The sequence below is a fragment of the Herbaspirillum sp. GW822-FHT03A08 genome (genome assembly GCF_058801885.1).
This window is the reverse complement of sequence record NZ_JBXANR010000005.1, coordinates 395,036-407,865: the sequence shown is the minus strand read 5'-3', so window position 1 is coordinate 407,865 and position 12,830 is coordinate 395,036. Positions and strand designations below refer to the sequence as shown.

The 12,830-nt window shown below is 58.7% G+C and carries 10 protein-coding genes; 2 read left to right on the top strand and 8 right to left on the bottom strand.

Going from position 1 to position 12,830, the window contains the following annotated elements:
- Positions 1 to 53: 53 nt before the first annotated feature.
- A complete protein-coding gene (locus tag AC1RN6_RS18005; RefSeq protein ID WP_493006816.1) occupies positions 54 to 839 on the top strand; it encodes a molybdate ABC transporter substrate-binding protein in 786 nt (261 codons plus the stop codon).
- Positions 840 to 925: 86 nt separating this feature from the next.
- Here AC1RN6_RS18005 and AC1RN6_RS18000 read toward each other — a convergent pair whose 3' ends face one another.
- The 7 genes from AC1RN6_RS18000 to AC1RN6_RS17970 all read right to left on the bottom strand — a co-directional run bounded on the left by AC1RN6_RS18000 (position 926) and on the right by AC1RN6_RS17970 (position 10,071).
- On the bottom strand, positions 926 to 1,948 hold the full coding sequence (locus tag AC1RN6_RS18000; RefSeq protein WP_493006815.1) for a S1C family serine protease: 1,023 nt from the start codon (positions 1,946 to 1,948) through the stop codon (positions 926 to 928).
- A 37-nt stretch (positions 1,949 to 1,985) separates the two neighbouring features.
- Complete coding sequence (locus AC1RN6_RS17995) at positions 1,986 to 3,428, bottom strand: PDZ domain-containing protein (RefSeq protein WP_493006814.1); 1,443 nt, start codon at positions 3,426 to 3,428, stop codon at positions 1,986 to 1,988.
- Between the two features lie 436 nt (positions 3,429 to 3,864).
- A complete protein-coding gene (locus AC1RN6_RS17990) occupies positions 3,865 to 5,826 on the bottom strand; it encodes an autotransporter domain-containing protein (protein ID WP_493006813.1) in 1,962 nt (653 codons plus the stop codon).
- 336 nt (positions 5,827 to 6,162) lie between these two features.
- On the bottom strand, positions 6,163 to 7,074 hold the full coding sequence (locus tag AC1RN6_RS17985; RefSeq protein ID WP_493006812.1) for an NAD-dependent epimerase/dehydratase family protein: 912 nt from the start codon (positions 7,072 to 7,074) through the stop codon (positions 6,163 to 6,165).
- Positions 7,075 to 7,151: 77 nt separating this feature from the next.
- Positions 7,152 to 8,069, bottom strand: coding sequence for a serine hydrolase domain-containing protein (locus AC1RN6_RS17980; protein WP_493006811.1), 918 nt, complete (start codon positions 8,067 to 8,069; stop codon positions 7,152 to 7,154).
- Positions 8,070 to 8,076: 7 nt separating this feature from the next.
- Complete coding sequence (gene pip, locus AC1RN6_RS17975; RefSeq protein WP_493006810.1) at positions 8,077 to 9,054, bottom strand: prolyl aminopeptidase; 978 nt, start codon at positions 9,052 to 9,054, stop codon at positions 8,077 to 8,079.
- 51 nt (positions 9,055 to 9,105) lie between these two features.
- A complete protein-coding gene (locus AC1RN6_RS17970) occupies positions 9,106 to 10,071 on the bottom strand; it encodes a threo-3-hydroxy-L-aspartate ammonia-lyase (protein ID WP_493006809.1) in 966 nt (321 codons plus the stop codon).
- A gap of 308 nt (positions 10,072 to 10,379) precedes the next feature.
- Between AC1RN6_RS17970 and AC1RN6_RS17965 the strand changes: the two genes are divergently transcribed.
- Positions 10,380 to 12,542, top strand: coding sequence for an EAL domain-containing protein (locus tag AC1RN6_RS17965; protein WP_493006808.1), 2,163 nt, complete (start codon positions 10,380 to 10,382; stop codon positions 12,540 to 12,542).
- Positions 12,543 to 12,554: 12 nt separating this feature from the next.
- Here AC1RN6_RS17965 and AC1RN6_RS17960 read toward each other — a convergent pair whose 3' ends face one another.
- Positions 12,555 to 12,782: a hypothetical protein gene (locus AC1RN6_RS17960; RefSeq protein ID WP_493006807.1), complete on the bottom strand. Its 228-nt coding sequence runs from the start codon at positions 12,780 to 12,782 to the stop codon at positions 12,555 to 12,557.
- Positions 12,783 to 12,830: the final 48 nt, after the last annotated feature.

Below are 12,830 nucleotides of genomic sequence, written 5' to 3'. Positions count from 1 at the left end.
ATTTCCCGCTTCTTACTTGTCAATTCATCGCTTGCGTGTTCAGGAGAAAAATCGTGCGTCTGCTGTCTTTGCCCTCTCTGCATTTTTTCGCCGTCACTTCCTTTGCTGTCCTGACTGGTGCATCTGCGCCTGCTTGCGCTGATGAACTGAAGGTGTTCGCTGCCGGCGCCATTGCTCCCGTCGTGCGTACCGTCGCCGCCGACTTCGAACAGCACAGCGGCATCCATGTGACGGTCGAAAACGCCACTGCCGGCGTGATGGACAAACGCGTTCGTTCAGGCGCCGCCTTTGACGTCGCGGTTGTGCCGGACGGCGTCTTGAGCGGTCTCAGCAAGGACGCCTATGTGGATGCCACAAGCGCCCGCGGGATTGCACGCGTTGGCATCGCTGTCGCAGTCAGGCAAGGTGCGCCGGCGCCGGCCATTGCCACTGTGGCGCAGTTCAGAAAGGCCTTGCTGGATGCGCCGTCGGTGGCGCTGATCGATCCTAAGGCTGGCGGATCCAGCGGTATCTATCTGGAGAAACTATTTGACAAGCTGGGCATCGCGGCAGAGATGCACGCCAAGGAGGTGCTGGTCTCCGGCGGTCTGGTGGCGGAGAAACTGGTCGATGGCTCAGCTGCATTGGCATTGCATCAGCAAAGCGAAATCCTGCAAGTAAAAGGCGCACGCCTGGTGGGGCCACTGCCGGCGGCTATACAGAACTATACGGTGTACGCCGGCGCGGTTTCTTCGCACGCCTCATCATCCGCGACGGTACGCGCCTTCCTGACGATGTTTGCCGCCGCAACTGCGCGTCAGGCAATGAAAGAACACGGCCTGTCGCCCGAAGGCGGCTGAGCTTTATTCCCTGCGGCGGCCTCAAAGGAGCAGGAACGCACGAGTAATCGCCGCTTCTGCTTTATCGCGGATACCGTGTAAACATCTCAGGGTGTCGCTGCTACCTCGAGTGTCAGATCAAGCATTTTTCGTGCGCGCCACACGCGCAGCGGCGCATTGAAGCCGGGACGCATGGCGCTGAGAATGGCTTGTGCGTCTTCCGAGGTACGTACATCCTGGCCACCGATTTCAACGATCACATCGCTCTGGCGCAATCCGGCTTTTGCCGCCGTCCCACCCTTGGCGACGTCATTGATCAGCGCTCCTTGCGCAGGATTCAATCCCAGTTTTCTGGCTGTTGCCTCATCGATATTACTCAGTTGCAGGCCAATGACTTTACCGCTGCCGGACGATGATGGAAGTGGCGCAGCAGGCTGCACCGTCATGGCGGAACTCTTCGCAGCAGACCTGCGCGGCGGCGGCTTGCTGACCGGCGTCCAGGTCACTGCAACCCGCCGTGAACTCAGGTTGCCAAACATCTGGCCCCACAGTTTTTCGCGTGCGGCATCGGCGCGCGGCCGTGTGTCTTCCCCCTGGCAAATCGCCGTCGCGGCTGCCGGCGCATAGCGGCTCTTCAGATAGGATTCGAATTCCTTTTGCTCATGCTGACCATAATCCGCATACCAGTCTACATAGGCAAACACGGTGGACACATAGGTGGTGCCGGTGCCGCCGGGCTCTGCGTACCAGCAAAAACCATACATCGGCACTTCACCGGATGCAGGTACTTTCGCCGTGCCGCCGGCGCCGGTACATCCCTGTTCGGACCGCACCTGATTGATGGCGTCGAGATTCCAGCCCTGCGTTTTCTTTGTGAACGGATCCATCGAGGGATCCGTCTGCGACTTGGCGAATTCCTTGGCCAGCGCAGCCAGGGAGGCGCAATCCTTGCCGCGATAACTCGACGTCGATATGCCCATGCTTTCGGGCGTAGCGTTGGATTCAACGCTATTTTTCATTGCCGACTGCATCATCGGCGAGACCACCGAATGTACCGCCATGCAGCCTGATAAAGCGATCGCGGCGCAGGCTGCTACGGTCCATGCGAGAAGCTTGGAATGGATAGTCATAAGAGTTCCCGGGAGGTCGAAGGTCTGTTTGCGCTATTCAGCGCGGCACCCAGTACATGGAAAGCGTATCTTTCCCCGTCGCCGCGAAGCTCTGCCTCAAAGCAGTTGTCGCGTCCTCCCGCGCCTTGACGATGGCCTCCCGCGTTTTGCGGCAGACTGCGTATCCGGGCGCTGTGCCGAACTCCGAGCCCAGGCCGCGTTCGACCATATAGGCGCGGAACTGCGCACCTATCGTCGGATTGATGTCTTCGACGGCGTCCGCGGCCGGCACCACGAATTCATAGCTGATTGCGCCGTTTCTTGCTGCTGCGTTCGCGTTGACCCAGGCAAAACAGTATCCCTCTGCGCCCGTAGGCAGCGTCACTTGCAATGCTTCCGAACCCAGGGTCACCTGCGCAAACTCCAGCTTGCGGTTGCGCCAGATCCCCAGCTTGACCGATGCGCCGCCGGGCAGACGCCCCAGTAGTTCTGTCAGTTGCTTTCTGTTCTCGATAGGCCGGCCATTCAGAGAGACGATCACATCGAGCGTCTTCATGCCTGCTCTGTCGGCGGCGCCATTCGGCACGGAACCGCCCATCAGTACGCCGCGTGTCTGCGAAAGGCCGAGCGCGGTCGCTATCGGTTGCGGAACATCGTCATACAATCCAGCCGCGCCCATCACGTACTGCATTCCCAGCCATCCATGCGCCGGCAGGAGCGGGCTGGCCATCGACGGCGCGGTGTCCTGCTCCGGAACAGCGGCGACAGCAGCTGCAACCGGCGGCGACACAGCGCGATCATCCTTGCTGACAACCACGGTGACGCTGCGCGTCTTGCCGGAGCGGAAAACGCGCAAAGGCGCTTTATAACCGGGGCGCATGCGGCTGACGATATTGTCGAACTCCGCCGGTGTGGATACGGGCTGGCCATTGACTTCCAGGATCACGTCAAGCGGCTTGATGCCGGCCTTGTCCGCAGCGCTGCCTTTTTTTGTATCGACGACCAGGGCCCCTTTCTGATCGGCCAGGCCCAGCGATTTCGACAATGAGGGCGAGACGCTGTCGACAGTGATGTCCAGGGAGCCTTGCGCGGTTTTGACGGCCGGAGACGAGGAGGAAGCCGAAGCGACTGCCGGAGCCGGTGCAGATGGTGAGCCCTTGGCCCGCAACGGCGCAGTGACCGGACACGATTTCTCCCGCTGTATTTGCTTCACGACGGAGATATTCATCTCGGCCACGGCAATGTCCACGCGGTCGGCCTTTGCCGTGGCCTGGTCCAACTCTTTCTGATAGAGCGGAATCAAGCCGTTCAAGGTGGTGCAATCCGCCGTGCGCAAGGAGTTCAGTGTGATGTTGCGCATTTCGGGCGAGGTCATTTCCGCGACCATGTCGTAGGAAGATGCCCGGGCGGACAAAATCATATTGACCGGATCAAGCGCCCCGCAACCTGAGAGCAACGACACTACGACGACGCAAGCCGCCCCCTTCAAGAAATCACCCATGTTCACCCCTGTCATTATTTGATTTTTAAAAAAATAAGGGCAAGAGGGAGGGCTTCCGAAACGATGGCGTCGCGATTCAACGCATCGGGATATCGGCCCAGATCATGTTCGTGCCGCGCATTTCTCTACGGAAATCTGCGGACATTTTCACGCATGCCAACGCTGTGTATTGCAGCACGGACACACTCCCCTTGCTATTATTTTTATTCTTGCGACGATCTTAGCACTGCGCAAACACGGTGCCTATCGCATGTTTAAAAATCATCGGATTATTCTGTTGTATGTGGGATATTGTGTTGCTGAACAGGGAGCTTCGCTTTCGGCTGATGATGCATACGCCTGATCGATTGAAGAAATTTGCGGACTCGCTCAATCTCTGCCCGGCAATCCGATCAATCGGCCCGCATGACTTGCGGGAAAGGCAAAGATCTCGTCATCAGAATTTCTTCTGATACGACATGTTGAGCCAGACGCCCGGCGAATCCGATTGCGTGGTGCTATTGACCGAGGCGACGAGCGTGGAGGCTTTACTGATTTTGTATTCGCCACCCAAGCTGGCGCGCAACCAGTTTTTCTGAAAGGTCTGGCTGTCCAGACTGAAGCCGTTCAATCCGATGATATTGCCGCTGGCGGAGTTGCCGGCGGAATGGAGGCGATGTGCATATTCCAGACGCGCAGTGGCGTTCGCATTTTCGTTGATATTGAGGACCGTATGCATGCCCAGGCGGGCGACCCGGGTGGTTTCGGTACGGGCATTCCATTGCACGGGAAAGCCGCCGCCGCTTTCGGTGTAAGCACCGATCTTGCTTTTAGCCCAGGTCAGGCTGGTATAAGGCGTCAGTGCTACGGGGCCGGCAATCGTTGCGTCCACCCAGTCGACGCGCAGGTTGACCGCGAGCGAGGAAGTGCTGGCGTCGCCACGCGAAATTACCGGCGTACCTGCGTTGAGATAACCACGGGCGACATCGGCCCGGCCGTTGTCGTAGTAAGCGGTGAGACGTACTTGCAGTTTGTTGTCAGGCATTCGGTAAGCGATGCTTGGGGCAATGAAAGTGTTGTTGAGCGAGGTCTTGCCGCCATAAAGCATGTCATTGCGGGTATAAACCTGGCCGATCGACGCCCGCAGTTCGACATTCTCTGTGAGCCGGTACGACATACCGACTTCGCCTGCGCCAACGTGGCCATTGTCGCCGCGATGGCTCAAACGGCCCCAGTCGCCGCTGACCCAGGAGCAATTTTTCCCCACCGCCAGCGACATGCTGTCGCGGCAACCCTGCAGATTGTTCAGCGTAAAATCGGTAATGCGGGATTGCGAGAAGACGGTGCCGCTCACCGTCTGGTTAAAATCGGAAACGTCAATCAGGCCGCTGCCGATGGAAGAAACTCGGGCGACGAAACCATGACCGTTTCTCAATTCGCCGACAACGATGTTTCCTGCTGCGTTGACACCGTTGGCTTGTGCCGTATCAACTCCTGTCACATTCACACCATTCGACGCCAGCCATTGTTCGATGCTTTGCAGGCCTGTCGCCTGCGTCCAGCGAAACGCACGAATGGCCATGCCGGTGTTTCCATCAGCCGCGTAGCCAACAACCACATCTCCGGCTGCGTTGACACCGTACGCAATGGAGTCGTTTCCGCCATTGAGCGTACCGAGATTCACCAGGCCTGTTGCCTGGGTCCAGCGAAACGCGCGGTTATTTCCCCCGGCAATGCTGCCCCATCCCACGATGACATTGCCCCCGGCATTGACGGCCGTAGCAGTGGATACGGTGCCGCCGCCGAGTACGCCCAGACTCACCATGCCGGTGGCTTGAGTCCAGCGAAAGGCGCGCATTGGCGTCCCTGCAACCGCGCCGTCCTCCGCCTCTCCGACAACCACGTCGCCTGCAGCGTTCACGCCATAGGCTTTGGCATAGATGCCGCCATTGATGGTGCCCAAGTCAACTATACCGGTCAGCAGTGTCCAGCGGAAAGCGCGCGTCGTCCCTAAGCCCGTGTTGCTGGAATATCCCGCCACGACATCACCTGCAGCATTGACGCCTTGCGCAGATGAAAAATCGTCGCCGGCAAGATAGCCGATGCCGACCATCCCCGTTAGTTGCGTCCAGCGAAAGGCTTCCGTCTGAAACGAAATACCATCGGTGGCCTGACCTACAATGACGTCTCCTGAGGCATTGATGCCAAAGGCATTCCCGCCGGTTCCACCATTTAAGCCTCCGAGATCGACCAGTCCTGTCGCTCGTGTCCAGCGATAGGCGCCAAGATCGGCAACACCGACGACAACGTCCCCGGCGGCATTGATGGCATAGGCGGCGGATTGAAATTGCCCTGGAAATACACCTACATCAGTGAAGTCGCTGGCATGCGCAATTACGACCCAATTGGACAGGAGCATGCCGCACATCAAGCGTACCAAAAGCCTCGGCTTAAACATGCATCTTGACGCAAGGATCTTTTTCTTGAAAGAAACAGGCAAAGGCATCGCACTTCCCCCCCTCTCAATACTCTTGATGTTTTATTGCGCTATTTTTTATAGAAATTGATTAATTATTCTTCTGATCAAGAAGGACGCGATACCGAATCACATCCGGCATCGCTCAGTCCAGGCGAAGAGAAAGGGTCAAAAGAAGACGCGCCCTCTGCGCACACGCTTACTCAGTATGCGCCGGAAGGGACAAAGATCAAAGCACGTCGGCACAGGGAAAGAATTTACCGCGAAAAAGAGACATTCTCAGCGTTTTTCAGCATCCATTTCTTGCTCAATCCAGGTAATCGCGGAGGTGTGTATCGGCTGCCAGCCTAATTCCTTCCTTGCGCGAACGGCGCGAATGCGGCTGTTGGAGCCGAGAGAATAGCGTGCACGTCCGAGTCCCCAGATGGCGATGGCCTCTTCTTCGGTCAGACTTTCGATTTTGGCGATGCCAAGACGTTTGCTGATTGCTTTGGCAATATCCGCCAGGGATGCTTCGCCATTTTCTGCAAAATAGAAAGATCCTGCCGGTGCTTTTTCCAAGGCCAGTTGATACAGCGCGCAGACATCGTCGATGTACACCGTCGCCCAGCGGTTGAGGCCGGGTCCGACGATCTGGACAGTTCCGCAGGCGCGTGCATGGTCCACCAGGGCAGGAATTTGTACGCTGTCCGGGTGCAGGCCTTTGCCGGTGCCGTAGATCAGCGTGTTGCAAATGATGACCGTGCGGATGTCCATGGTGTTGCCGGCATCAATGATGCGGCGGTCGAGCTCGTAGCGGGCTTGTTTGCCCTCGGCGACGATTAGCGGCGTGTCTTCGTCGAAGATATTGTCGCTCAGTGTTTGGCCGGCGACGGCATCGCCGACAGTGCTTGATCCGCTGGTGTGCAGCAAAGCTTTGCCGCTGCCTGCGAGTCCATTCAGCAGTGCTTCAATGGCTGGACGGTGATCGCTGCTAGCGCAGTTGATGACGGCATCGGCCTTGCGGGCTTCGCTGATCAACAGTTCGTTGTCGTCGAGATTGCCGAGAACTGGCTCGATTCCAAGTTCGCGCAAGCGCTCTGCTTTTGCCGCATCGCGTACCAGGCCCCGGATATGGTGGCCGGATTTCATCAGATGCAGGGCAATCGAGCCGCCGATGTAACCGCTGGCGCCGGTGATGAAGATGTTCATTGTTTCTCCGTGTACGATCTTGTTTGTGGTTTATCGTTGATGGCTGACAGATTGCAGGTGGACAATAGCGATCAATTTCAGCGCGCGTTGCGCTCGGCAGCCGCATGATGTGCAACCCATTCCGCGGCGGCCTGGTCCCGGACTGGTGCGAAGCTGGCGACCGTGCATCCGGGTTCAGGAAAGCGATATATCGCCGCGACACTCAGCGGCCCTGCTCCCGTATGCCCCAGCGATGCGCCTGCGGGTCCGCCGCGGGCGATCATCAATCCCATACCGTAACCGAAGTCCGAACCGGGCCGCCCAGGCAATTGTTCGCCCAGGGGAATCATCCTGGTCATTTCCGCCAGCAATGATGCAGGCAAGAAATCGCCTGTCAGCAGCTTGTCCAGTAACAAGGCCGCCGACGCCGGCGATCCGCTCAGCAGGCCATGATAGACCCATCCCGGATGATATCTGCCGGGATTGCCCCATTCCGTCTCGTCGAGATCCTCCGGAAGACTGGCGACGGATACGCCCTCGATATCCAACGGCGACAGCACCAGTTTTCTCAGCGACTCTTGAAGATCCTCACCGACGGCAGCCTCTATCATTCGGCGAACCAGCAGATAGCCGGTGTTGGAGTAACGCCAGCCTTCACCCGGCGCGAACGCCAGTTTGCCGCTCTGTACGCGCTCCAGCATCTCGTCGGCCGACCACGGCAAGTCATTGCGACCGACTGCGTCTGCATATTCCTTCAGGTCGGAATAGCTGGGTACGCCGGCGGTATGGCAGAGCAATTGTCGCAGTGTGTAGGCCTTGTCCTTCACGGCGACATCCAAGGCCAGTCTGCCGTCGCGCACCAGCACCAATGCCGCAGCGGCGAGGACGGTCTTGGTGAAACTCCACCACAACACCGGACGCGACTGCAGCGAGCCGACAAGCACATCGCCATGGGCGACGACCGCTGTGACTACATCGGATGCAGTGGCGTCGCTGGCATTTGCCGATGGCGCCATGCGATGCCTAGCGGTCTGCAAAGGAGTCGGTCGCAGCGATCAGCTTGTCGAGTATGCCCGGCTCGTTATAAGCATGGCCCGCCGCCTCTACCAGATGAAATTGCGCATTCGGCCAGGCCTTGTGCAATTCCCAGGCCGATCTTGCCGGAGTGGCGAGATCGTAGCGTCCTTGCACGATGACGCCGGGGATGGCTTTCAGGCGTCCGACGTTAGCCAGCAACTGCCCTTCTTCCATGAAGCCTTTGTGCACAAAATAGTGGTTCTCGATGCGCGCAAAGGCCAAGGCAAAATGCGCGTCGCCGAACTGGTTGATCATGCCCTGGTTGGGCAGCAAGGTGATGGTGCTCGCCTCCCATTGGCTCCAGGCGCGCGCCGCTTCGAGCTGGGCGGCCTCATCGCTGCCGGTCAGGCGCTTGTGATAGGCGCTCATGAGGTCGCCGCGTTCAGCCTCCGGAATCGGCGCGAGGAATTCTTCCCAGCGATCGGGACTCAGCCACGATGCGCCTTCCTGGTAGTACCAGTCGAGCTCGCGCTGACGCAGCAGGAAGATGCCGCGCAAGATGATTTCGGTGACGCGTTCGGGATGCGTTTCGGCGTAGGCGATGGCCAGCGTGCTGCCCCACGATCCGCCGAAGACTTGCCATTTGTCGATGCCGAGCATGACGCGCAGGCGTTCGATGTCGGCCACCAGATCCCAGGTGGTGTTGGCCTCGAGATTGGCATGCGGTAACGAGCGGCCGCAACCGCGCTGGTCGAACAGGACGATGCGGTACTTCTCCGGATTGAACAATTGACGGTGCGAGGGGCCGCAGCCGCCGCCCGGGCCGCCATGCAGGAACACCACCGGCTTGCCCCCGGGATTGCCGCAGACCTCCCAATACACCTGATGGCCGTCGCCGACATCCAGCATGCCGCTGTCATACGGGTTGACCGGCGGATAGAGCTTGCGCAGTGTCGGAGGAACGGTTGTGGTCGGACTTGTCATTGATGCGTTTCCTTATGTTTCATACTTGCACTACGTTTTTGCAGGGTAATTTCATGCGTCGGCAAAATAGCCGGCCAGTTTAGCCAGATCGACATTGCCGCCGCTGACGACAACGCCGACACGTTTGCCCTTGAGCTGATCTTTCATCTTGCGCACGGCGGCGTAGCTCAGGCAACCTGTCGGCTCGACGATCATCTTCATGCGTTCGGCATAAAAACGCATGCAGGCGATCAGTTCATCGTCGGTGACGGTGAGGATGTCTTCCACGCCGCGCTTAATGATCTCGAAGGTGTAATGCCCGAGATGCTGGGTCTGGGCACCGTCGGCGATGGTGCGCGGCGTGTCGATGTGGATGATCTTGCCGGCGCGCAGCGATTGCTGGGCGTCATTACCGGCTTCCGGCTCGACGCCGTAGGTTTTGCAATCCGGCGCGAGCGCCTTGGCCGACAGCAGCGAGCCGGACAACAAGCCGCCGCCGCCGAGGCAGACGAACAAGGCGTCCAGCGGGCCGGTTTCTTCCAGCAATTCCTTGACGGCGGTGCCCTGCCCGCTGATCACGTCCGGGTGATCGTAGGGCGGGATCATGGTGAGACCGTGCTTTTCCGCCAGGCTGGCGCAGATCTCTTCGCGATTTTCGGTGTAGCGGTTAAAGCGCACCACCATGCCGCCATACCCTTTGGTGGCAGCAACTTTGGCTTCCGGTGCATCTTCCGGCATGACGATGGTGGCGGGCATGCCGAGCACCTTGGCCGCCAGCGCGATGGCCTGGGCATGGTTGCCCGATGAGAAAGTGACAACTCCGTCGGCGTGCTGCTCGGGCGTGAAGCGCGCCAGCGCATTCATCGCGCCGCGAAACTTGAAGGCACCCATGCGCTGATAGTTTTCACATTTGAAGAAGATTTCTGCACCGATCTCCTCATTGGCGGTGCGCGAAGTCCGCACCGGTGTCTTGTGAGCGTGCCCTTCGATACGTTTTGCCGCGGCGACAACGTCGCTGTAGTCGGGAAGCGTGAGCATGGATTCTCCGTTGTAGTTGCCCTGTAGTTGCGTTGCTGATTCCTTACTATCCAAGGATAGTTGCACTACAGATAGTAGATTATTTTCCCCATGCAGGTGCAGCTGCACTCCGGCGGCACCTTGATTCCTTCAGGAAATCCCCGATACAAACGCACCGCAGCGCGACGTATTATTTCTTCATGGCACCGACCGGCGCCGATGCGGCGATATAGCGATTTAACGCTGAGCTGCAATGAGGAAGTGCCGGCGCCGAGACGTCTTTATCGTCGTCGCTCCCCCACCCGACTGCATGCAAAGGATAGCAATCCATGAAAACCAACTTATGTGAACGCGTATCCGCGGCCCGCACTTTCGGCGGCATGCAGCATCGGCGGCCGCCCAAGCAGCGTGTTGCACCGCTGCAGCTGGTAACCGCCACCGTGTCCGACGACCGCTTCGAAGCCATCGTCAAGTCTTCCGACGATGCCATCATCAGCAAGACGCTGACCGGTATCATCACCAGTTGGAACCCCGGCGCCGAGGCCATCTTCGGCTATACCGAAAAAGAAATGATCGGCCAGCCGATGCTGCGGCTGTTTCCCATCGAGCGCCAGGACGAGGAGTATTACATCCTCGAAAAGATCCTCGCGGGTGAACGCGTCTCCCATTTTGAAACCGTACGCATCCACAAGAGCGGCAAGCCGATTCGCCTATCGGTCTCGATCTCACCGGTACGCGACAGCGAAGGCAATATCGTCGGCGCCTCCAAGATCGCCCGCGACATCACCGCCCAGGTCGAACTGGAAAGCGCCGCAGAACAATTCCGCGCGCTGGTGAGTTCATCCGACGACGCCATCATCACCAAAGACATCAACGGCAAGATCAGCAGCTGGAACAATGCGGCGCAGACCATGTTCGGCTACACCGAAGCGGAAATGATCGGCGAATCGATGCTGCGCCTGTTCCCTGAGGAACGCGTTCAGGAAGAAACTTTTATCCTCGGCAAGATCCTGGCCGGCGAAAAGGTCGACCATTTCGAAACCATCCGCATCCGCAAGGATGGCAAACAGATACATGTGTCGGTGACAATCTCGCCGATCCGCGACCGCCACGGCAACGTGGTCGGCGCCTCGAAAATCGCACGCGACATCACGCCGCTGCGCCGCCATCAGGAAAAGCTCGAACACATCGCCCATTACGACGGCCTGACCGACTTGCCCAACCGCCTGTTGCTGACCGACCGTCTGCGTCAGGCCATGGCTCTGTGCAAACGCGGCGGCCAGCAGCTGGCGGTGCTTTATCTGGATCTCGATGGATTCAAGCAAATCAACGACACCCACGGCCACGACGTCGGCGACGCATTGCTGATCGCCCTGTCCCGCCGCATGGCCGGCAGCCTGCGCGAGGCGGACACACTGGCGCGCATCGGCGGCGATGAATTCGTTGCCGTACTGATGGACGTCAACAACGCAGAAAAACTCAAACGCATCGTCGGCCGTATCCTGTGCGCCTGCGCCGAACCGGTGATGATTGACGGCAAACGCCTGGAAGTCACCGCCAGCATCGGCGTGACCACCTACCCGCATGACGACGCCGATGAAGACCAGTTGATGCGGCATGCCGATCTGGCGATGTACGAGGCCAAGCAATCCGGCAAGAACCGTTTTCACATTTTCGACGCCTTCCGCGAAGCCGAAGGCAAGAGCCGCCATGTCTACGTGCGCCGCCTGAGCGAAGCGCTGGAACGCAACGAGCTGCTGCTGCATTACCAGCCGAAGATCAATATGAAAACCAACGAAGTGGTCGGTGTCGAAGCGTTGATCCGCTGGCAGCATCCTGACCGCGGCCTGCTGTCGCCATCGGCTTTCCTGCCGCTGATTGACGGACATTCGATCAACGAAGAACTGGGCCTCTGGGTCATCAGCCGTGCGCTGGCGCAGATGGAAACCTGGCGCGGCCAGGGTATCCGCATGCCGGTCAGCGTCAATCTGGCGCCGAACCAGTTGCAGGATGAATTATTCCCGACCATCCTTGGCAACATGCTGTCCCGCTATCCTGAACTCGACCCGTCCGACCTTGAACTGGAAGTGCTGGAAACCAGCGCCATGCAGGACATCGAAGCCGTCTCGCGCGTCATGCAGGCCTGCCGCAGTCTGGGCGTGCAGTTTTCCATCGATGATTTTGGCACCGGTTACTCGTCGCTGACTTACCTCAAGCGTCTGCCGGCCAAGACACTCAAGATCGATCAGAGCTTCGTGCGCGACATGCTGAACGACCATGAGGACCTCGCCATCGTGTGCGGCGTGATCGGTCTGGCGACGGCATTCCAGCGCAAGGTCATCGCCGAAGGCGTGGAGAGCGAAGCCCACGGCAAGAAGCTCATGGAACTCGGCTGCGAGCTGGCGCAGGGCTACGGGATTTCCCGTCCGATGCCGGGACCGAAGCTGCGCCAGTGGCTGGCGGCGTGGAATCTCAATCCGGATTGGATCTGATTCAGGCGATCATTATTTACCGGTCATTATTGCGGGCGTTTCCCGGGGTGTTGGATTTCCGGGAGCGCCCGTTTTTTGTTGCCGAGCAGTTGCCAAAAATGCAATTTTATTTGTAGGACAAACACTCATTCCCAGGTAAGAAAGCCTGCGGCGCAGGAGTGGGACAGTACTTTTTCCTGATTCCTTCGTAAGATAGCAGGCGTGGCGTTTCGCCGTCATTTCAGTATTACGTTTGCTCACTGAGTCATCCTGAGGATTCACTCTCCACAATCTAATAATATGATTCAT